This is a genomic window from Allopusillimonas soli (assembly GCF_004153445.1).
Classification (GTDB): Bacteria; Pseudomonadota; Gammaproteobacteria; order Burkholderiales; family Burkholderiaceae_B; genus Allopusillimonas; species Allopusillimonas soli.
In genome coordinates, this window is the sequence record NZ_SDQC01000001.1 from 657,874 (window position 1) to 678,006 (window position 20,133).

Here is a 20,133-nt window from a genome sequence, read left to right on the forward strand (position 1 = left end):
TCAGCCTGCCGTGCCGGCGACGGGCGCGGCCTCCTCGCCATGATATTTAGCCAGCTTCTGTGCTGGCGTCAGAAACCGCTCCTCCAAATCCCGCACACCTTGCATGCCCATGATCTCATTGAGCGCCTCAAAGCTGACCGCGGCATCCGGACGATCCACCACCTGGCCTGATTCCAGGGACTGGCTCAGCAAATCCAGGCCGTTTCTCATGCCCATGAGTGCGCAGGAAGTCAGCATGCGAGGAAAAATGACCACGGATACACCCAGGTCCTGCAGTTCGGCCGCCGACAGCAGAGGGGTCGTGGAACGGCGGCGTATGCCAAAGCCCATATTGATGCATAGGGGCTTGGAGATGTTGGCAACCACCGTCGATATTTGCTCGCGCGTCAGCAGTGCATCCGCAAACAGAAGATCCGCACCCGCCTCGCCGTATGCGTTCAGGCGCCGGATCACCTCATCCACGCCATCCGTGGCCAGCGTATCGGTGCGGGACTTGATGATGAAGTCGCCATCCTTGCGCGCTTCGCAGGCGGCATGAATCTTTTCCACCATTTCGTCCTGTGGGATAACCTCCTTGCCCCGCATGTGGCCGCAACGCTTTGGCCAAACCTGGTCCTCCAGCATGAGGCCGGCCACACCCGCGCGCTCGAATGCACGCACGGTGTGAAAGGCATTGATTGCATTGCCATAGCCTGTATCGCCATCCGCCAGAAGCACCAGATCCGAACAGCTCGCAATATTGCGGGCCGCAGCCACGTTCTCTTCCAATCCCATGATGCCGACGTCCGGCTGCCCAATGCGCGATTCGCTTACACCGCTGCCTGTAATGAACGCCGACGGGAAGCCGCAATACTCGACCAGACGCGCGCTGAAGCCATCGAACACGCCCGGCAGGACGAGAATGCGCTTGTCATTTATCCATTTCCGCAGTTGTCGTGCCTTGGTCATTTGCATGCCTCGTCGGATCAGGTGAATGGTGATTGCAAGATCATGCTATCAATAAATAAAATACTGATCTAATTATATTTTTCACCTATTTTTGATAGGTTTTTTTAATGAAAAAATACTCACTCGCCCAGATGGAGGCGCTGCTTGCCATTTCACGGCTCGGGTCGTTTCATGCGGCGGCAAAGCAGATCAATGTGACCCAACCGACCATTTCATTGCGCATACGGGAACTGGAGGAGGCATTGGGTTCAAGGTTTTTTGAGCGCAGCGGGCGAAACGCAAAGCTCAGTGCGGACGGCGTGGTGGCTGCCCAGTACGCGGAGCAGGCGTTCGATCTTTTTGAAGAAATGGAGATCCGCCTGCGCACCGGCGATCCTCTGCAAGGAACACTACGTGTCGGCTCATCCGAAACCGTGGCCATTTCCTGTCTTCCGCAAATCATCTCGCGGCTGGGAGATCGCTTTCCGAATTTGCATGTGGAGCTGACCGTGGGAAACAGCTATCTGCTGGCGGATGCCCTGGCAGCGAATCGCCTGGATGTGGCATTCCTGAGCGAGGCAGGCGCGCCGCCCCGCATAGCGCATGAGCCGCTGGCTCTTGCGCCGGTGGCATGGGTGGGCAGCAGTCATGCGCTATTGGACACAGCGACATTGCGCCCCGCGGATCTGGCGCGGACGCGCGTACTCTGCGTGCCGCCCCCATCGCCGCTTTACGAGATTGTCGCCAAGTGGTGCGCGGAGGAAAAATCGAACCGCCCCACTCTGAACACCTGCAACAGCGTGGCCATGATCGTGCGCCTCGTTATAGAGGGGATGGCCATGAGCGTGCTGCCCACCTGCATCCTGCGCGATGAAATGCATCGAGGCACCGTGGTCAGATACCGCCAGCAGAAAGACTTCGAACCGCTGCAGATATGCGTCGCCTATGCCGCCCACACAAGCCCGGACGGCCTGGAGGCGCTTGTAAACATTGCCCGGCGCGTCATGCAGGAATCAAACTATTTCGCGCCAGTGGGCAGCTGAACAGGCAGAAGCCCGCTCCAGCGCAAGCCAGGTTTCTTCTAAGCGCCTTGCATTTCCCGCGCCACCCGCAATAGCTTGCGCAATACAGGATTTGAATTGTCGTGCAGCCAGGCCAGGCCGTGCTGTATCCGCCGGGCGGATCGAGGCAATGACCTGAATACAACCCCTTCCACAGCCAATGCCTTGATCTCTTGAGGCATGATCCCGATCCCGACGCCCGCGGCGATTAGGCACAACAGCGTCTGCGATGCCTCCGATTCACGTACGACATGCGGCACGAAGCCTGCATCCATACAGATCTGATCCATAGCCTGCCTCAAATGAAAAAGCTTTCCCGAGGGGTAGGCGACAAAGGGCTCGTTTCGAAGCGCCGCCAGCGGAAGCTGCCGCGCATGCGCGTGGCGATGAGATTCCGGAAATGCAACGGCAAACTTGCTTTCCGTGAACACCTGAGAAAGAATGCCTGGGCCTGAAATGGGGAGAAAACACAGTACGGCATCGAGCCTGCGCTCAAGCAATTCGAGACGCAAGGTACCGCTTGGATATGGCCCCCGAATATCCAGGCTCACGTCGGGAAAAGCCCGCCGAAACCGATTCAGCAGGCCGGGAAGATGCTCCTGGCTTGCCCGGCCGGTATATCCAAGCCGCAATCTGCCGGTTTCCCCTCTTTCCGCCCTCAAGGCGGCTTCAGCCGCGCGGTCAAGGGATTCCAGCATGGGACGGATATGTTCCAGATATACACGGCCCGCTTCGGTCAGCGACACGCTGCGCGTATTACGGCTGAACAGCTTGAGATTGAGTTCCGCCTCCAATTCCCGAATGCGGCGGCTAAGCGGTGGCTGTGCTATGTGCAGCCTCAGGGCCGCCCTGGAAAAACTGCTCTCTTCAGCCACGGCGACAAAGCTTCTGAGGTGTCGCATCTCCATATCCCGCCCGTCCTTGTCCAGATATCCTCCTTGATTATAAATACCATGCAGGTATAAATCATGCCTAAATTATGTATTGGACGTATCAACGGTCAGGACTTACGCTGACGCTGTTTACGAATGTGGAGGCAAGAGAATGGCGGAGCTGAAAGGCCGCGTGGCATTGATAACCGGTTCGACGAGCGGTATCGGGCTCGCCGTGGCACACAGAATGGCCAAAGCCGGTGCCCAAGTGGTACTGAACGGCCTGGTAAACGACATTGAAGCCGCCGCCCTGTGCGACGGCTTTGAACAGCAATACGGTTTGCGCCCCTTGTTTGTATCCTGCGATTTGCGCGACCACATGCAGATTGAGTGCATGATGACGGATATAGGCCGGCAATATGGCGCCTTGGATATTCTCGTGAACAACGCCGGCATTCAGCATGTCAGCCCCATTGCCGACTTTTCGCCGAACGCATGGCACGACATGCTGGCGGTCAATTTGTCGGCCAGCTTTCACACCATACGCATGGCGGTGCCTGCAATGCGCAAACGCAATTGGGGCCGTATTGTCAACATGGCGTCGATAAGCGGCCTGCGCGGGCGCTCCGGCAAGGCGGGCTACAACGCCACAAAGCACGGCCTTATCGGCCTTACAAAATCCGTGGCAATAGAGCTTGCGCCGACAATGATCACTTGCAATGCGATATGTCCTGGCTGGGTGCACACGCCACTGGTTCAGAAACAAATCGATGCACTGGCGGAACGCGAGGCATTGGATAACGACACAGCCACACGCAGGCTGATCGGATTGCGCCAACCTTCTGGACGCTTTGTCACTGCGGAACAGATTGCCGATCTTGCTCTGTTTTTCTGCACCCCCGCCGCGTCGGAAGTCAGAGGCGTTGCATGGGCCATGGACGGAGGCACCACAGCGCAATGACGGTTTTTACAATGAATCCCGATCATACCCACGAAGTGCATTGCCGCAGCTGGGTGCCAGGGTCAACCACTCACGCGGACTTTCCCTTGCAGAACCTTCCCCTGGGTGTTCTGGACGAAAGCGGCGGCCGCATTGTCGTCGCAATAGGAGATTACGCGCTGGATGTTCAGGCGGCTTTGCACTTGCAGTGCCTCGACGACCTTGCGTGCCATGAGCAGCATGCCTTGCACGCCCATAATTTGAATGACTGGATGGCATTGGATGCACATGCGCGGCGCCGTATACGCCATGCCTTGTTTGCGCTGCTTGAGCATGGCAACAGCGCCGCACAGCACGGCGACCGCCTGTTGCTCGATCCCAGGAAACATAGGATGGCACTGCCGGCGCACATCGGCGACTACACAGACTTCTACAGCGGTATTCACCATGCGATGAAAGCCGGCGTACTGTTTCGTCCTGACAATCCGTTGCTCCCCAATTACAAGTATCTTCCCATCGCCTACCATGGGCGAGCCTCGTCCATCAAGGTATCGGGGGAACCCGTCTGCCGGCCGCATGGCCAGGTTCACACCGATGAAGGGCCGCGTTTGCAGCCAAGCGCGCGTATGGATTTCGAGCTTGAGCTGGCAATGTGGGCGGGTCCTGGAAACGCCTTGGGGGACGCCATCCCCCTGGAGCGCGCCCACGAACATATCGCGGGTTACGGCTTGTTCAATGACTGGTCCGCGCGGGATATTCAGGCATGGGAATATCGACCCCTGGGACCGTTCCAGGGCAAGAACTTCGCATCAACAGTATCACCCTGGATCATTACGGCTGATGCCTTGGTTCCATTTCGCCGCAGCGCAATGGCCCGCCCCGCAGATCATCCAGCGCTCATGGATTACCTGAACAACGAGCGGGATCAGGCTCAAGGAGGGCTGGACATCCAGCTTGAAGTGAGCATATCGACTTCTACAATGCGCGACCGCGGCCTGCCTGCCTGCCGGCTTGCGCAGTCCCATACGAGCCATCTTTATTGGACGCCCGCACAAATGCTTGCACAGCATACCCTTGGCGGCTGCAACCTGCGTCCGGGCGATCTCATGGCGTCCGGCACGATATCCACCCCCGATCACACCGGCGACGGGAGCCTGCTCGAAATGACCGCAGGCGGTGTCGCGCCCATCACGCTGCCGTCTGGAGAACAACGCGCTTTTCTGCACGACGGCGATGAGATCACGTTAACTGCCTACTGCGAGCGGCCAGGCGGCTACCGCATAGGCTTCGGCGAATGCCGCGGGCGGATTATCTGTGCTGCTGGACGGCCCTGATTCCGCTCTCTACTTCCCTCTACACAGGAGACATATTATGAAGAAAGTAATCTACAGTTGCCTGGCGGCCATTGCCGGCTTGATGGCCAGCCCCGCACATGCCGACAGCGCCTACCCGAATCAGCCCATACGCTTGATCGTGCCGTATTCCGCCGGCGGCGTCACCGATCTTGTGGGGCGTGCACTCGCGGAGAAAATGAGCAGTCATCTTGGCCAATCGGTCGTGGTGGAAAACAAGACGGGCGCCAACGGCACAATGGGCGCCATACAAATGCTCACCACCAAACCGGATGGCTATACCATCACCATGGTACCCATCGGCATCTATCGCATGCCGCACATCACCGGCACCTCCTACGATCCCGCCAAGGACTTTACCTATATCTCGCAGGTGGCTGGCTATGACTACTATCTGGTCGTGAAAAACGATGCGCCATGGAAGAATCTGGACGAGTTCATCCAGTACGCCAAAAGCAAGCCCGATGCCATCTCCTACGGAACGCCTGGCGCCTACAGCAGCCAGCACATTGCCATGGTTCAGCTTGGTGAAGCGGCGGGTACGCAATGGACCCATATCCCGTTCAAAGGCGAGGCCGATGCCATGACGGCGCTCCTGGGAGGCCACGTACAAGTGGTGGTGGGCGCCAGTGGCGCGCTCCCGCATGTCAAGAGCGGCGATATGCGTTCGCTTGCGGTGCTGGGGGAAAATCGATCCATGGCATTGCCCGACGTTCCGACCTTGAAGGAATCAGGTTATAACGTGGTTCACACGTCGGCTTTCGGCATCGCTGGGCCGAAAAACATGCCTGATGACGTCGTGAAGAAAATCGACGAAGCGATCGGCGCCGCCATGGATGACAAGGATTTCACCGCGCGGCTAGTCCAGCTTGGCGTATCGCCCTTGTATCTGGATCATGAACGCTACACGGCTGCCGCCATGCGCAGCGTGGAAAAGGAAGAGAAAACCATCAAGCAGCTTGGCGATATCCAGGCGAAATAACGGTAGACAACGAAGCGGCCCGGGCATAAGCCCGGGCCGCTTTTCATTCAGTGTCGCAATCAGCTCAGTTCACATACCAGATGGTCTTGATTTGCTGGTATTGCTCGAAGGCCTCGAGACCGTTGTCACGCCCGCCGAAGCCAGACTGCTTGTAGCCGCCGAACGGTGTGCTGATGTCGCCCTCGGAGAAGCCGTTTACAGAAACCGTGCCGGCGCGAATGGCGCTTGCCATGCGTTGCGCGCGGCGAACATCCCGCGTATACACCGAGGCTGCCAGACCATAGCTGCTGTCGTTGGCAAGGCGGACGGCTTCCTCCTCCGTTTCGAATGATGTCACTGCCAGGATGGGCCCGAACACCTCTTCCTTGAAGAGCCGCATGCGGGGAAGCACATCGTCGAATATCGTGGGTTCGACATACCATCCGCTGCCCAGATCCTCCAGTATCTTGCCGCCATGAAACAGCCTGGCGCCTTCTTCACTGGCACCTTCCAGGAACCCTTTTACCTTGTCGAAGTGGGCGCGCTCCACCAGGGGTCCGATTTGCGTCGCCGGATCTGTGGGTAGCCCCACCTTCCAGCACTGGACTCGCGACTTGAGCTTGTCGAGCAAGGCCTCTTTGACGCTGGCCTGCACGATGAGGCGCGAGCCGCAACTGCAGTTTTCACCCATGTTCCAGAAGGCAGCCGCAAGCAAGTCATCCAGGATCTCATCCAGCGGCGCATCCTCGAAGACCACCTGAGGGCTCTTGCCGCCGCACTCCAGCACAATCTCCTTCAGGTTGCTCTCAGCCGAGTACTTCAGAAACAGGCGACCGACTTCGGTTGAGCCCGTAAATGAAACCACATCTACATCGGCGTGCCGCCCCAGAGGCTCACCCACCGCCTCGCCCAGGCCCGTGACCAGCGTCAATACTCCCTCGGGAATGCCTGCCTGGTGGGCTAGTTGCGTCATGCGATAAGCACTCAGCGAGGTCAGCTCGGCCGGCTTGACGATGACGGAGTTACCTGCTGCCAGTGCGGGGGCAACCTTCCAGGCGTACATCTGCGCAGGAAAATTCCAGGGCAGCACGGCGCCCACCACGCCGATGGGCTCCTTCACGATCAGACCGGTGGCTTGCGGACCTGTGGGCGCGATGCGGCCAAAACATTTGTCAACCGCCTCCGCGTACCATGCGAACGTATCCAATGTCGCGGGCATGTCGGTGTTCAGGCACTCGGTAATCGGCTTGCCGGCGTCCACGCAGTCCAGCGCAGCCAACTCTTCCGCATGTTCGCGCATCAATGCAACCCACGCCAGCATCACCTGCTTGCGCTCCGCGGGCGAGCGCCGCGACCAGACACCCGCTTCGAAACTGCTGCGGGCAGCCTGCACCGCCGCATCGATGTCGCTGGACGTACCGGCGGCTATCTGACCGATCACGGTATTATCGATAGGCGTCACATTGTCTATTCGGCCGGCACCTGCCTCGTGGCCGGGGACAAGATGTCCCGCCCATAACCTGCCTTCCCGTGCCTGTTGAAAAATGGCATCCATGGATTGCGCCATGTCATCCTCCTGTTAGCGGCTGTATGCGTCAAGCAATCGAGTGAAAGCAGTGGCATCCGATTCGGACATCGCCCGCAGCGGCGGGCGTACCGAGCCCACATCAATGCCATGACGCCGGCAGCCCAATTTTGCTTTCTGGTTGTAGTCGCCCGATTCCATGTTCTGGATGGCGGGCATCATGGCGGACATCATGCCGCGCACATCATCCCAGCGCTGTTCGTGCGCTGCCTTGACCATTTCGGCTTGTTCTCCGGGAAACACATTGGCGCCTCCACTGATCCAGCCGCGCACGCCCCAGAACAGAAAGTCCACCGCCTGGTCATCGCATCCGCAGATCACCTCGAAGTCGGGAAGGTTCGCGTGAATGAGCTTGAGCGCGCGGCTGAAATCGCCGCTGCTTTCCTTGATGGCCACGATATTGGGAACCCTGCTCAGTTCGGCCACCGCATCGAAGCCTATCTCCACACCGACGCGTGCGGGAAAGTTATACATGATGATGGGAAGGCGAGTGGCGGCGGCGACATCCGTGAAATGCGCCACGATTTCCCCCTGGCCCGGAAGGCTGTATGCGGGTGTCGCCAGCATCAGGCCTTCGTAGCCCAACGCCTCCGCCTGGCGCGCGTTCGCGATGCATTCGCGTGTGGACATGCCGTTGATGCCCGCTATCAGACTGACGCGGCCGCGGCCTACATCTCGCACACACTCGAGCACCTGCACGCGTTCCTGCGGCTCCAGTGTGTAGTATTCGCCGGTGGTGCCGCAGGGAATCAATCCCGACACGCCCTGGCCGATGAAATATTGCGCCAGCTTTTCCAGCGCCTGGATATCAAGCTTGCCGTCGCCATCGAACGGCGTCACCATGGGAACCAGCACACCTTGCGTATTCATTTGAACTTTCCTTCTACGGTTCTACAAATGACCTCTCGGTCGATAAAAAACTCAGAAGCCCGAAACTTGCGTCGGAAGCCATGTCGCCAGCCAGGGGAACAGGGCCACGATGATCAGCGTCAGGAACTGAATGAGGATGAACGGCACGACGCCCTTGCAGATCTGTCCGTACTTCATGTCGGGCGGCGCAATCGACAACAGATAGAAAATCGACGAAGCCATGGGCGGCGTCAGATAGCCAGTTTGCAGCACAATAATCATTAGCGTGCCGAACCAGATCGGATCAATGCCAGCGCTGGTCAGCAGCGGCAGGAACAGCGGTACGCAAATGAGCACGTTGGCGGTCCAGTCGAGCACAAAACCCAGCAGAAAGACAACGAACAGGAAGAAAATGATGGTGCCCGTTATGCCCAGCCCCAGATTCTCCGTAATGCTCTGGATGAGACGAGAGCCGCCATTCGCCGCGAAGATGCCGGTAAACATGATGCCGCCGGCGACGATAAGCAGGATCATGGCCGAGATGCGTACCGTGATGGCAAGCGATTCGCGCATCATCTTCACATTGAACTGCCCGTAGCAGATGCATAGAACCAGCGCGCCTGCTGCACCAACGGCGGCCGCCTCCGTGGGAGAGGCGATGCCGGCCATGAGCGAACCCAGCACCGCGACAATGAGCAGCATGGTCGGAACAAGACCGGTTACCGTGATCTTGAGCTTGTCGAGCGCGGGCAGGCGCATGTCGGCATCGTCCGCACGCGGTCCGAATTCGGGCCGCACGACGCAAATGCCAACGATATACACGAGGAACAGGCCGACCATGATCAAACCGGGAAACAGCATGGCTGCAAACAGCTCGCCGACGGAAATCTGGGCCAGCGATGCGTAGACCACCGCGACCACGGATGGGGGGATCATGGTGCCCAGCGATCCTCCGGCGCATATGGTTCCGGCTATCAGCGAATTGTTGTAGCGAAACTTCTGCATGGCCGGAATCGCCATCATGCCAACCATGACCTCCACCGCGCCCACCACCCCCGCGGCCGCCGCGAACGTGGCCGCCATGGCAATGGTCGCCACAGCCAGCCCGCCAGGCAGACGACCCAGCCACAGTTGCATCGTGCGGAACAGTCGGGCTGCGATGCCCGAGCGTTCCAGTATGGCGCCCATCAGGACAAACATGGGTATGGCTGATAGGACGTAGTTGGTCGCTGCCGTGTAAAGACTGCCGTATAGCTGATCGAAGATATGGGGACCAAAGGCATACAGGCCCGCGGCCAGGGCGGGAATGATCAACGAGAAAGAAATGGGTACGCCCAGGAAGATCAGCAGGAATAGTGCCGGGAACATCAGTGCGGCGACAACGGAGCTCATGCGTGATCTCCCGTGGAAGGCGCACGGATGCCCAGCATGTCCTGCAGTCCCCTGGATGCAAGCTGCAGGGTCAGCGTAAGCAGCCCCACGGCGATGATCAGATAGAACGGCCACATCAGCGGCGCCCATGGACTGACCATCTCGACCTCACCCTTCATCCAGGCGCGCCAGGTGCGCTCGAAGGCAATCCAGGTCAGCACGGCGAAGAAGGGACACAGGACAAACAGGTATGCGCCCCCCTCGATGGCGCCCGCCAGCTTGGCCGGCAGTTTGTTGCGCAGAATATCAATGCGAATATGCGCATCTTCCTTCAGCGTCCATGCGACGCCGAGTAAAAATAGCGCGCCGCTGCACATGTAGGCGATGTCGAAAGCCCATACCGTCGGGGCGTTGAAAATGTATCGTGCCCCCACCTCGTAGATCATCGAGACAACCAGAACAACCACGGATAAATGGGCCAGTTGCACGACAACCCAGGAAAGGCCGTCCACCATTCTGAAGAATCGGGTCAGCATCATGCTGCTCCTGTGATTGCCGCCGCACAATGCGGCGGCGGATTGCCCGCATGAACGGGCCTAGGGTGTCGCGCGCATCAATCGCGGATCAGATAACCGCTCTCGGCCTTCCAGCGCTCGTGATAGGCGTCGTAGTCCTTGAGGATTTCAGACATGGTGGCATTGCCGCTGTCAGCCTGGGCCTTGGCGGTTTTGTGTATCCAGTCGCGGCCTGCATCGGAAAGCTGCTTCACGAATTCGGGACTGAGTGTGATGATCTCGTTGCGCCCTTTCCGGTACTGCGCCATGGCCTTCATGTCTGCGTCATAGAAGTGCGTCAGGCTTTCGTGCGTGGTCAGCCTGGCAGCGGCTTCCAGCAGCGGCTTGATGTCATCCGGCAGCTTATCCCAGGTCTCCTGCTTGACAACCACTTCCCACATGAAAGTGGGTTGATGTACGCCCGGCACGACTATGTATTTTGCAGCCTGGTGAAAGCCTTCGGGCATGTTGGCCGAAGGAGGCGCCCATTCCACGGCATCCACGCCCTTGCGCTGCAGCAGGGTGTAGGTTTCGCCAGGCGGCACCACGGTCGGCACGGCCCCGAAGTAATCACGCATGACTTCAGCCCATGCGCCCGACGTGCGGTATTTCAGACCTTTGAGATCTTCCGCGTTGCGTATGGGCTTGTTGGCGTGCGCCATGATTTCAGAAGACCCGATACCGACGATGAGCGTCTTCAAGCCCTGCTTGTCGCGCAGCTTCTGCAGCATGTCCTTGCCACCGCCTTCATACAGCCATGCCATGTAGGCATCCGGACCCATGCCGCCTGGAAAGCCCGCAAAAATTGCATTGGTGGGGTCTTGGTTGACCAGATAGGATGACGTGGAATGCCCCGCGGGCACGGTGCCTTCCTCCACAGCCTGAAACACTTTCAGCGCCGGAACGATGACACCGGCGCCGAAGGGCTGGATTTCCACGCGTCCGGAGGTCAGCGTATCGACATGATCCGCAAATCGTTCCAAAAAGTTCTTGTAGAAGGGCGACCCCTCGGGAACCGAAGTGGGCACTCGCCAGGAAATATCGGCTGCCGCGGCCGGCACCGCGACGCAGGCAAAAAGAGCGGCGGCCGCTAAAGCACGTAGGGTGGATTTCATATGAGCCTCTTGACTTGTTCTAGGGCAGGACGACGCGATGCGCCGTGAGGAAAGTCTAATATGCCATTAATATATTAACAACATATTTATGCTAGGGATTGCCCTAAGTCCAACCGGAATCGGACTCGGCCTCACCCGCCGCGCGCCCGAAGATGGATGCGCGCACCCAGGAAAGGACAATGCGGCGCATGTTGCGGGTAAGGAAGGGCTATCATGGCCTCTTCCCCATACTGTTTGACTGCATCGAAAAGCGATATGAAGGGCCTGGACATTCCCCTGCTGGAAATATTCGTGGCAGCTGTCGAGGAGAAAAGTCTCTCCAGGGCGGCGGAGCGCGAAAACCTAGTCACTTCCGCCGTCAGCAAGCGGATTACCGAACTGGAGCGTCATCTCGATCGCGCACTGCTGCTGCGACATGGCCGCGGGGTCGAGCCGACGCCGGCGGGCACGCTGCTGTATCAGCGCGCCAAGGCCATTCTCAAAAGCGTCCAGCTGGCTGAAACAGCCATACACAGTTTTTCGAATGCCGGGGTCGCCAAGATCAGGCTGGCCGCCAATCCCTCCACATTGCTGCAGTTTCTGCCCGGGCCCATGGGCAAGTTCCTGCATGGGCGCGACGATATTACGGTGGATCTGATCCAGGACCACAGCTACGACATTCCCCGAACCGTGGCGGAAGGCAAGGTTGACCTTGGCATCTACCATGCCGAGCACCCTGCAACAGGCGTGACGTCCTTTCCCTATGCGCGCGATCGGGTCGGGCTTGTGGTGCCGCTGGGCCATCCACTTGCCGATCGTGGCAGCCTGTTCCTGGAGGATGCGCTCGATTACGATCTGCTGGGCTATTTCCCGCTGCACTCGCTGGACAAGTTTCTGGCCTATATCGGTCAGACAGTAAGCCGGCCTCCCACCGTCAAACTGCAGGTCGCGAATTTCGAAACCCGCTGCCGCATGATCCGGGAGGGCCTGGGCATAGGCATCGTCGCAGAGAATATCGCACGCAATTATCTGGGCAGCATGGGGTTGGTACTCCTACGGCTCAAGGATGCCTGGGCGGACCGCCAGTTTCATATCTGCATGCACAACGCGGCGGCCTGCAGCCCCGCCGCGCTTGAACTGCTGCATTTTCTCTGCCCTTCGGCCAAGACGGCGCTTTCAGCACGAAGCTGATTCCGTCCACCCTGCAGACGCTACGCCGGCCGCGGCAAGCACGGCTACCGGCATCGCGGTGAACGCAGGCTTTCCAAATTTTCAATCCAGATGCGCAACCGGACCGCTACAGTGGGGCTTTACTGAAGCGCCCCACGCCCGCGCGGGGTTCGACCGCCACCATGAAGAAGATGGCTTACCGGAGCATTTGATGCACAGCCCAGACGCGACCACCACATTGGCGCAGGCCTATGCCGCTTATGGCGCGCGCCAGGCGCACGACGAGCTTCCCGCCGACGTGGTTCATCACGCCAAGCGGGCTTTTGTGGACTGGCTGTCCGCCCTGTATCCAGGTGCGCGGATTCCGCCGGGAACCTGCCTGGCGCAAGCCCATAAAGCCGAGCTTGGCCATGGACATGCCAGCATTCCGGGGCATGCGACCACCGCCTACCCCGCGACTGCCGCATGGATCAATGCCAGTGCGTCACACACCGTGGAATTCGACGATATATTCCGGGATGGGGTGTATCACCCGGGCTGCCCCGTGATCTCGGCTGCTCTCGCCATTGCCGAAGAGCAGGACTGCCAGGGAGCGCATTTTCTGCGCGCCATCATAGCCGGCTACGAAATTTCAACCCGCATCGCGGCGGCGGTACAGCCCGCGCATTACCGCTTCTTCCACACCACCGGCACCGTTGGCGCCATTGGCGCCGCTGCAGCGGGAGCACTCATGGCAAGGCCCGGCGATGCCGATGTCATGTTGCATGCGATGGCCACGGCTGCCAGCTTCGCCTCGGGTCTGCAGCAGGCGTTTCGCTCCGATGCGATGACCAAGGCATTGCACGCCGGACACGCCGCTGCAGTCGGCGTGCGCAGCGCGCTGGCGGCCGCGGCCGGCGTCACTGGCGTGCCCGATATTCTCGAGGGCCCGGTGGGCTTCGGCCATGCCCTGGCCGGCGGACCCGACTGGCAGCATAGCCTTGACGGGCTGGGCCGGCACTACAACATTACGCAGATCACGCAAAAGAACCATGGCTGCTGCGGCCATACTTTCGCAGCCATCGACGCCGCGCTGCACCTGCGCAACGTCCAGGGAATCAAGGCCGAGGACATCGAGCGGATCGATGTGCATACCTATCGCACCGCCCTTGATGTGACGGGAAACTTCATGCCGGCAACCGCTTTCGAGTGCAAGTTCAGCCTGCCTTATGTCGTCAGCCATGCGCTGGTCTTCAACTCGGTACGGCTCGACGCCTTCCAGCAGGCCAGGCTGCAAGACCAAACCGTACGCAGCCTCATGAGCCGTCTCTCTCTGCATGAAGACGAGGCGCTCACCGCGAGCTTCCCAAGACAGCGCGCCGCGCGCGTGGCCATTCAAACGCGCGATGGGCGTTGCCTGACGCATTTTTCTCCATGGCGCCAGGGCGATCCCGAGTCGCCCCTCACCGACGAGGCATTGACCGAAAAGTACGCCGAGCTGGTTACCCCGGTGCTGGGCGAGGAGCGCGCGCAAGCACTGCTTCAGGCGGCCTGGCGCCTGGACGCTATCAAAGTGCGCGATCTGCACCTGAAGAATACGTGAGAGCGCGCGATGTCATCCGTTTCCATTACCCCATCCCATTCCGATCAGACGCGGCCCGCCGCACTGATGCATGCGCTGCTTTCTCCGGCCCGCATCGCGCTTGTGGGCGCATCGGCCGATCCAGGCAAGAATACCGCCAGACCGCTTATATTCATGCGCAGGCATGGCTTCAAGGGCGTCGTCTACCCAGTGAATCGGGGACATGCCAGCGTGCTTGGCGAACGTGCCTATCCAACGCTGCGCGACCTGCCCGAGCCCATAGACCACGCCTTCATCATGGTGCCTGGAAAGCATGTGCTGCCGCTGCTCGACGATTGTGCAGCGGCGGGAGCACACGTGGTAACCATCTATTCGGACGGCTTTGCCGAGTCCGGCCCGCTCGGTGTGGAGCAACAGACGGCGCTGCTTGAGCGCGCACGCACGCTGGGTCTGCGCATACTGGGCCCTAACAGCATAGGGCTGGCCAATATTCATACGGGATGCATCCTCTCCGTGAACGCCGTTTTCGCTGCGGAAGGCCTGTCCGCCGGGAACATCAGCATGGTCTCGCAAAGCGGTTCCATGATGGGCTCGCTCATGTCGCGCGCGGCGGCGCGTGGCTTTGGTTTCGCCAAGTCGGTGTCGGTCGGGAACGAGGCGGACATTTCCACCGGGGAGATCGTCCATGGCCTGGTGGATGACAGCGAAACCAGCGTGATTCTGCTCTTCCTGGAAACGCTGAGAAACGCCGATGTGCTCTCATCAGCGCTTCGGCGCGCCTGGGCCGCCGGCAAACCGGTCATTGCCTACAAGCTCGGAAGATCGGAAATCGGCAGCCGCCTGTCGGAATCCCACACCGGTGCCATCGCCGGCGACGACGCCGCCGTGGATGCGTTCTTCCGATCCCACGGCGTCATCCGCGTGACCACGCTGGAGGCCTTGTTCGAGGCAGCGCCCCTCGCCGAACGCTATGTGTCACATACGCTCCCTGCGAGCGTGCGCCCGCGCATCGCAGTCATTACAACGACAGGCGGTGGCGCCGCCACGGTGGTGGATGCGCTCGGCATGGCCAACGTGCAAGCCGTTGCGCCGCCCGCTTCCTTCATCGACCACATGGCAGGCCGCGGACTGAAGATAAGGCCGTCTCCCATCATGGACCTCACCTTGGCAGCCAGCGGTGAACAGTATCAAGACCTGCTTGAGCAACTGCTGCGCAGCGACTGGTGCGATGTCGTATTGAGCGTGGGCGGATCCTCCGCGCAGTTCCATCCCGAACTGGTGGTGCGCCCTCTCATCGACGCCGACAAACCGCCCGACAAGCCGCTGGCTGTCTTTCTGGCGCCCGAAGCGCAGGCTTCATTGCGCCTGCTGCGGGAAGCAGGCATGGCCGCTTTCCGTACACCTGAAAGCTGTGCGGATGCGCTGGCAGGCTTTCTCGGGCGGCGGCCTCCCACTCAGCCCGCCGCCGCAGGCGCAAGCTGGGCATGGCCCCGCGGACTGCCGCGCCATGGCCTCCTAAACGAGCATGAGGCCTCGCAGCTGTTGAACCATCTAGGCATCAAGACCGCAGCGGCGTGCCTGCTGGATGAGAACGCCGAGCCACACCATGTCGGCTATCCCGCCGTTCTCAAAGTCTGTTCCCGCGATATCCCTCACAAGACCGAAGCGGACGGCGTACGCACAGGCATACGCGACAGGGATGACCTGCTGCGCCAGCGCCGGGCATTGCTCGCATCGGTGCGAGCACGGCGTCCCGATGCACGGATAGAGGGCGTTCTGGTCCAGAAGATGGAAGAAGGATTGCTGGAGCTGATTCTAGGTTATCGCCACGACGCCTTGGTCGGTCCGGTGGTGCTGCTGGGCGCCGGCGGCATCATGGCCGAACTTCAAAAAGACTTTGCTATCCGGCTTGCGCCAGTGGATGAGGAAAATGCAAGAGAGATGATTGCCGAAGTGCGTGCCACCCATATCGTTCGCGGCTATAGAGGGCTGCCATTGGGTGATTGCGATGCGCTGGCGCGCGCCGTTGTGGACTTTTCCCGTCTCGCCGCCGGGGACGTGTGCGTCGCGGAAGCCGAGATCAACCCGCTGTTCGTACAGCCGGATGGCGTTGTCGCCGTGGACGCACTGGTTCGCCTGGATTGAACGACCCGGCGGCGGGCATTGCCATTTCCATGCCGCAATCAAAATCCTACTGCCTTCACAACAACCTCCTTTTGAGGATACTCGCAGGATCTATCGATGAATTTTTCCCTGACACCTGAACAGACCGACCTTCAAACCTCGGTGCGCCGTTTTGCCGAGAAGCATCTGCGCAGCGGCGCGCTCGCACGCGCACATGCCCGCGACTATCCCTGGGATGTCGCCCGCATGATGGCCGAACAGGGGTTGTTGGGCATTACCATTGCACAGGAGGACGGCGGCATCGGCGGCTCGTTGATGGACGCCGTCATCGCCATAGAGACCATAGCCTCCGTATGCCCGCGCAGCGCCGATGTGATCCAGGCCGGCAATTTCGGCGCAATCCGCGTGCTGGCCGAATACGGCAGTGATCTGCAAAAGGAAAAGTACCTGCGCCCTCTGCTGGCGGGCACGCGTTTGATTGCGGTGGGCATGACAGAGCCCGAAGCCGGCTCGGCCGTCACCGAACTCAAAACCACGGCAACCAGGGACGGCGAAGGATGGCGCATCAACGGCAGCAAGATTTTCACCACGCATGGGCCTCATGCCGACTTCATTCTTGCCTATGTACGCTTCGGTCGCGGCACTCAGGGCATTGGATCTGTGCTTGTCGAGACCAACACCCAAGGCGTCAAGCTCGGCAACCGCTCATCCTTCATGTCGGATGAGGAGTGGGCTGAAATACATTTCGACAACGTCTATGTTCCCGATGCCCAGCTTGTATTGGGCGAGGGCGGCTTCAAGCGGCAGATAGCGGGGTTCAATGTCGAACGCATAGGCAACACAGCGCGATCCCTGGCGCTTGGGCGCTATGCCTATGAGGAGGCGCGCAACTGGGCCACGCAACGCAGGCAATTCGGCCGGCTCCTGTGCGAATTCCAGGGCCTGCAATGGAAATTCGCGGATATGAAGATCAAGCTGGACGCTGCCCAGCTGCTGCTGTATCGTGCGGCGGCGAATGCCGACACCGGGTTTCCATCGCCCATGGAAACAGCCATCGCCAAGGCCTACTGCAACCAAGTCGGATTCGATGTGGCCAACGAAGCGCTCCAGGTGATGGGCGGCATGGGCTACAGTCGGGAATCGCTCGTGGAATATTGCGTGCGCCGGTGCCGCGGGTGGATGATTGCCGGCGGGTCCATCGAGATCCTGAAGAATCGCATTGCCGAAGGCGTGTTCGAACGCAGCTTTCCGCAGCGGCCGCCCAAGGCCTAACGCATGGGCGGCGGACATGACCGCTCAAGGGCAATGGCCAGGGTGAAAGTCGGCGAAACGTTCGCGTCGCATGCCTTCGGCGTTCAGCCGACTTCGAGGGCGATACGCGCCGCCAGCTGCGCCACAGACAGCAAGCGCATATCCTCTCCGAACGCGCCCACGAGCTGCACACCCAACGGCAGGCCGCTCGGCCCCTTGCCGCAGGGGAATGACACAGTCGGCACATGCAACATCGTCCACAGCGCACCAAAGCGCGGATCGCCGGCTTCCTTCAGGCCCTTCTCCGCTTCTCCTGCTGCAGCCGGATACAGAATCGCGTCGTAGTTGCGCATCAATTCGGCAAACTGCCATTGACATTGCAGCACCTGCTGCCGCAGTGAAATATATTCGTCCAGCGTCACGGCTTGCGCCGCATCAAGTCGCTTTTGCAGGCGCGTGCTCAGCTGCGTGCGCCGGGTTTCCATCTCGTAAGCGAGATTCTGGCGCGCTTCAAACATGAACAGGCGCGGCTGCTGAGCAGCCAGGGCTTCCATGGTCGCGGGCAGTTCTATGCTGTCGACATGGATGCCGCGTGACGCGAGGCGCTTGGCAAGCACGTCCAGCGTGCCATGCGTCGCCAAGGAGGCATAGTCCCATTGGCTTGACCGGCACAGTGCGATGCGCGGGTGCTCTACAGCAGCCTGCACATGCCGCACACCATGCACGCCAAACGAGAAACAGGCCACATCCATGACATCGCGTGCAATCACGCCTATGGTGTCCTGCGTATGGCTCAATGTCTTGAGCCCCGCCGTGCCCAGCATCCCGAAGCTGGGCTTATAGCCAACGAGGCCGCAATACACGGCGGGCCTCACAATGGAACCTGTTGTCTGGGTGCCGAATGCAACCGGCACCATGCCCGCCGCGACCGCGGCGGCCGATCCGCTGGAAGAGCCGCCGGGCGTATGCGTGGTACGCAAGGGATTGCGGGCCTGGCTGGGGGTCTGCGTGGCAAACTCACCCGTGGCGACCTTGCCCATCAATACCGAACCTTGTTCCCGAGCCCGCCTCACGCAGGCTGCGTCCCTGCCGGGCATATATCCGGCATAAAGGGGCGAGCCATAGGCGGTAGGATAGTCGGCGGTGTCGATCACATCCTTGACAGCATAAGGCACGCCGCGCAGCAGGCCGCCCGCATGGGCGCCGGCATCCACTTTCGCCGCCTCCTCCAGCACATGGCCGGGGTCCAAAGCCACGAAAGCCTTGATGTCATCATTGGCCGCCGCTATCCTTTCCAGGCAAGCGCGCGCCACCGCGCCGGCAGTCGTGCTGCCCTCCTCCATGGCACGCACTGTCTGCACGACGCCCATGCCGCCCAAATCGTCGATCTGCTTCATTCCACCGAAATTCCCGCTTCCTTGATGACTTTTGCCCACTTCTCATACTCGCTCTGCACAAAGGCTTCGAACTGATCGCTCGACGAACCGTCTGGCTCCGCGCCCAGCGTCAACAATTTCTCGCGCACCTGCGGCGTATCGAGAATGGCAAGCACTTCCTTGTTCAGTCGCTGCACGATGGCCTCATCGGTGCCGGCCGGTGCAAACAATCCGAACCACCCCGAGACATCGTAGCCATCGAGTCCAGACTCAGCCATGGTGGGCACGTCGGGCAACAGCTGGGAGCGCGTGCTCGTGGTGACAGCCAGCGCGCGCAGCTTGCCGGACTTGATGTGTGGCAGGCATAGCGGTATGTTGCAGAACATCATCTGCACTCGGCCAGGCAGCAAATCTCCCAATGCGTCGCCGCCGCCCTTATAGGGCACATGCAGCATCTTTCCACCCGTCATGCTTTTGAACAGCTCGCCAGACAGATGCATGCTGCCCCCGTTGCCGGTCGACGCGTAGGAAAGTTCCTTTTCCTTAACCAGCGCCTCGAGCTCGCTGACGTTCTTCGCCGGCACATCTGGATGCACAACCAGCACGTTCGCCGATTTGGCTATATCTGTAATGGGCTGAAAGTCCTTGAGCGGGTCATAACTGAGATTCTTGAACAGGCTGGCATTGACCGCGTTCGTGCTGGTAGGCCCCACCAGCAGCGTGTAGCCGTCGGGCTTGGCCCGGGCAGCTTCAGCGGCGCCGATATTGCCACTGGCGCCCGGCTTGTTTTGCACCACAACAGACTGCCCAAGCCGCTGCGACAAACCGTCAGCCACCACGCGGGCCAGGGTGTCCGTCGTACTGCCGGGCCCAAAAGGCACGATCATGGTGATGGGATGCGTGGGGTATGCGTTTTGCGCCGCGGCAATCGCAGCCCCTGAAAGCAGTGCAAGTCCCAGCAGGCCCCTGCCCGCTGCGACCAACAGTCTTTGATGCAAGTACATGGCGAAATCTCCTTTGAAGTAAAAACGGGCCGTGTTGGCCGGCATGGCGCGGGCCACGGCTTCTTGTCAATAGAAGCGTAA

The 20,133-nt window shown here is 60.2% G+C and carries 17 protein-coding genes; 8 read left to right on the plus strand and 9 right to left on the minus strand.

The genetic code is table 11. The annotated features are described in order from the left end of the window. Complete coding sequence (locus ERD78_RS03090) at nucleotides 1–948, minus strand: isocitrate lyase/PEP mutase family protein (protein WP_129967788.1); 948 nt, start codon at nucleotides 946–948, stop codon at nucleotides 1–3. 107 nt (nucleotides 949–1,055) lie between these two features. On the opposite strand from ERD78_RS03090, the gene ERD78_RS03095 reads away from it, so the two are divergent. Beyond that, nucleotides 1,056–1,970 carry a LysR family transcriptional regulator gene (locus ERD78_RS03095; RefSeq protein ID WP_129967789.1) on the plus strand — a complete coding sequence of 305 codons (915 nt, stop codon included), beginning with the start codon at nucleotides 1,056–1,058 and terminating at the stop codon, nucleotides 1,968–1,970. A gap of 38 nt (nucleotides 1,971–2,008) precedes the next feature. Here ERD78_RS03095 and ERD78_RS03100 read toward each other — a convergent pair whose 3' ends face one another. Beyond that, nucleotides 2,009–2,890: a LysR substrate-binding domain-containing protein gene (locus tag ERD78_RS03100; protein WP_167668825.1), complete on the minus strand. Its 882-nt coding sequence runs from the start codon at nucleotides 2,888–2,890 to the stop codon at nucleotides 2,009–2,011. Between the two features lie 142 nt (nucleotides 2,891–3,032). Between ERD78_RS03100 and ERD78_RS03105 the strand changes: the two genes are divergently transcribed. The 3 genes from ERD78_RS03105 to ERD78_RS03115 are packed head-to-tail and all read left to right on the plus strand — an operon-like array spanning nucleotide 3,033 to nucleotide 6,134. Beyond that, a complete protein-coding gene (locus ERD78_RS03105) occupies nucleotides 3,033–3,821 on the plus strand; it encodes a 3-hydroxybutyrate dehydrogenase (protein ID WP_129967791.1) in 789 nt (262 codons plus the stop codon). A gap of 11 nt (nucleotides 3,822–3,832) precedes the next feature. Continuing rightward, nucleotides 3,833–5,134: a fumarylacetoacetase gene (gene fahA, locus ERD78_RS03110; protein WP_129968314.1), complete on the plus strand. Its 1,302-nt coding sequence runs from the start codon at nucleotides 3,833–3,835 to the stop codon at nucleotides 5,132–5,134. 37 nt (nucleotides 5,135–5,171) lie between these two features. Beyond that, on the plus strand, nucleotides 5,172–6,134 hold the full coding sequence (locus tag ERD78_RS03115; RefSeq protein WP_129967792.1) for a Bug family tripartite tricarboxylate transporter substrate binding protein: 963 nt from the start codon (nucleotides 5,172–5,174) through the stop codon (nucleotides 6,132–6,134). A 64-nt stretch (nucleotides 6,135–6,198) separates the two neighbouring features. Here the strand turns inward: ERD78_RS03115 and ERD78_RS03120 are convergent, their stop codons facing one another. The 5 genes from ERD78_RS03120 to dctP form a co-directional block, all read right to left on the minus strand. Then, nucleotides 6,199–7,680: an aldehyde dehydrogenase gene (locus ERD78_RS03120; protein WP_129967793.1), complete on the minus strand. Its 1,482-nt coding sequence runs from the start codon at nucleotides 7,678–7,680 to the stop codon at nucleotides 6,199–6,201. Nucleotides 7,681–7,692: 12 nt separating this feature from the next. Then, a complete protein-coding gene (gene dapA, locus ERD78_RS03125) occupies nucleotides 7,693–8,568 on the minus strand; it encodes a 4-hydroxy-tetrahydrodipicolinate synthase (protein ID WP_129967794.1) in 876 nt (291 codons plus the stop codon). A gap of 51 nt (nucleotides 8,569–8,619) precedes the next feature. After that, on the minus strand, nucleotides 8,620–9,939 hold the full coding sequence (locus ERD78_RS03130) for a TRAP transporter large permease (protein ID WP_129967795.1): 1,320 nt from the start codon (nucleotides 9,937–9,939) through the stop codon (nucleotides 8,620–8,622). Beyond that, a complete protein-coding gene (locus tag ERD78_RS03135; RefSeq protein ID WP_245152305.1) occupies nucleotides 9,936–10,457 on the minus strand; it encodes a TRAP transporter small permease subunit in 522 nt (173 codons plus the stop codon). The genes ERD78_RS03130 and ERD78_RS03135 overlap by 4 nt, the downstream gene beginning before the upstream one ends. 74 nt (nucleotides 10,458–10,531) lie before the next feature. Further along, nucleotides 10,532–11,587, minus strand: coding sequence for a TRAP transporter substrate-binding protein DctP (gene dctP / locus ERD78_RS03140; RefSeq protein ID WP_129967796.1), 1,056 nt, complete (start codon nucleotides 11,585–11,587; stop codon nucleotides 10,532–10,534). A 255-nt stretch (nucleotides 11,588–11,842) separates the two neighbouring features. Between dctP and ERD78_RS03145 the strand changes: the two genes are divergently transcribed. The 4 genes from ERD78_RS03145 to ERD78_RS03160 all read left to right on the plus strand — a co-directional run bounded on the left by ERD78_RS03145 (nucleotide 11,843) and on the right by ERD78_RS03160 (nucleotide 17,693). Further along, nucleotides 11,843–12,757 carry a LysR family transcriptional regulator gene (locus tag ERD78_RS03145; RefSeq protein WP_129968316.1) on the plus strand — a complete coding sequence of 305 codons (915 nt, stop codon included), beginning with the start codon at nucleotides 11,843–11,845 and terminating at the stop codon, nucleotides 12,755–12,757. 190 nt (nucleotides 12,758–12,947) lie between these two features. Further along, the gene (locus ERD78_RS03150; protein ID WP_129967797.1) at nucleotides 12,948–14,318 is read left to right on the plus strand and encodes an MmgE/PrpD family protein; all 1,371 of its coding nucleotides are present in this window, start codon (nucleotides 12,948–12,950) and stop codon (nucleotides 14,316–14,318) included. Nucleotides 14,319–14,327: 9 nt separating this feature from the next. Next, nucleotides 14,328–16,442 carry an acetate--CoA ligase family protein gene (locus tag ERD78_RS03155; RefSeq protein WP_129967798.1) on the plus strand — a complete coding sequence of 705 codons (2,115 nt, stop codon included), beginning with the start codon at nucleotides 14,328–14,330 and terminating at the stop codon, nucleotides 16,440–16,442. A 96-nt stretch (nucleotides 16,443–16,538) separates the two neighbouring features. After that, nucleotides 16,539–17,693, plus strand: a complete 1,155-nt coding sequence (locus ERD78_RS03160) for an acyl-CoA dehydrogenase family protein (RefSeq protein ID WP_129967799.1) — start codon at nucleotides 16,539–16,541, stop codon at nucleotides 17,691–17,693. A gap of 83 nt (nucleotides 17,694–17,776) precedes the next feature. Here ERD78_RS03160 and ERD78_RS03165 read toward each other — a convergent pair whose 3' ends face one another. Both ERD78_RS03165 and ERD78_RS03170 read right to left on the minus strand, forming a co-directional pair. Beyond that, nucleotides 17,777–19,069, minus strand: coding sequence for an amidase (locus ERD78_RS03165; protein ID WP_129967800.1), 1,293 nt, complete (start codon nucleotides 19,067–19,069; stop codon nucleotides 17,777–17,779). Further along, nucleotides 19,066–20,052 carry a Bug family tripartite tricarboxylate transporter substrate binding protein gene (locus ERD78_RS03170; protein ID WP_129967801.1) on the minus strand — a complete coding sequence of 329 codons (987 nt, stop codon included), beginning with the start codon at nucleotides 20,050–20,052 and terminating at the stop codon, nucleotides 19,066–19,068. Before ERD78_RS03170 ends, ERD78_RS03165 begins: the two co-directional genes overlap by 4 nt. Between the last annotated feature and the right edge of the window lie 81 nt (nucleotides 20,053–20,133).

What these genes read in the sequence shown, in the direction of transcription:
- ERD78_RS03090 (WP_129967788.1), bottom strand. Translation starts at nt 948, where the DNA reads ATGACCAAGGCACGACAACTGCGGAAATGGATAAATGACAAGCGCATT.
- ERD78_RS03095 (WP_129967789.1), top strand. Translation starts at nt 1,056, where the DNA reads ATGAAAAAATACTCACTCGCCCAGATGGAGGCGCTGCTTGCCATTTCA.
- ERD78_RS03100 (WP_167668825.1), bottom strand. Translation starts at nt 2,890, where the DNA reads ATGCGACACCTCAGAAGCTTTGTCGCCGTGGCTGAAGAGAGCAGTTTT.
- ERD78_RS03105 (WP_129967791.1), top strand. Translation starts at nt 3,033, where the DNA reads ATGGCGGAGCTGAAAGGCCGCGTGGCATTGATAACCGGTTCGACGAGC.
- fahA (WP_129968314.1), top strand. Translation starts at nt 3,833, where the DNA reads ATGAATCCCGATCATACCCACGAAGTGCATTGCCGCAGCTGGGTGCCA.
- ERD78_RS03115 (WP_129967792.1), top strand. Translation starts at nt 5,172, where the DNA reads ATGAAGAAAGTAATCTACAGTTGCCTGGCGGCCATTGCCGGCTTGATG.
- ERD78_RS03120 (WP_129967793.1), bottom strand. Translation starts at nt 7,680, where the DNA reads ATGGCGCAATCCATGGATGCCATTTTTCAACAGGCACGGGAAGGCAGG.
- dapA (WP_129967794.1), bottom strand. Translation starts at nt 8,568, where the DNA reads ATGAATACGCAAGGTGTGCTGGTTCCCATGGTGACGCCGTTCGATGGC.
- ERD78_RS03130 (WP_129967795.1), bottom strand. Translation starts at nt 9,939, where the DNA reads ATGAGCTCCGTTGTCGCCGCACTGATGTTCCCGGCACTATTCCTGCTG.
- ERD78_RS03135 (WP_245152305.1), bottom strand. Translation starts at nt 10,457, where the DNA reads ATGATGCTGACCCGATTCTTCAGAATGGTGGACGGCCTTTCCTGGGTT.
- dctP (WP_129967796.1), bottom strand. Translation starts at nt 11,587, where the DNA reads ATGAAATCCACCCTACGTGCTTTAGCGGCCGCCGCTCTTTTTGCCTGC.
- ERD78_RS03145 (WP_129968316.1), top strand. Translation starts at nt 11,843, where the DNA reads ATGAAGGGCCTGGACATTCCCCTGCTGGAAATATTCGTGGCAGCTGTC.
- ERD78_RS03150 (WP_129967797.1), top strand. Translation starts at nt 12,948, where the DNA reads ATGCACAGCCCAGACGCGACCACCACATTGGCGCAGGCCTATGCCGCT.
- ERD78_RS03155 (WP_129967798.1), top strand. Translation starts at nt 14,328, where the DNA reads ATGTCATCCGTTTCCATTACCCCATCCCATTCCGATCAGACGCGGCCC.
- ERD78_RS03160 (WP_129967799.1), top strand. Translation starts at nt 16,539, where the DNA reads ATGAATTTTTCCCTGACACCTGAACAGACCGACCTTCAAACCTCGGTG.
- ERD78_RS03165 (WP_129967800.1), bottom strand. Translation starts at nt 19,069, where the DNA reads ATGAAGCAGATCGACGATTTGGGCGGCATGGGCGTCGTGCAGACAGTG.
- ERD78_RS03170 (WP_129967801.1), bottom strand. Translation starts at nt 20,052, where the DNA reads ATGTACTTGCATCAAAGACTGTTGGTCGCAGCGGGCAGGGGCCTGCTG.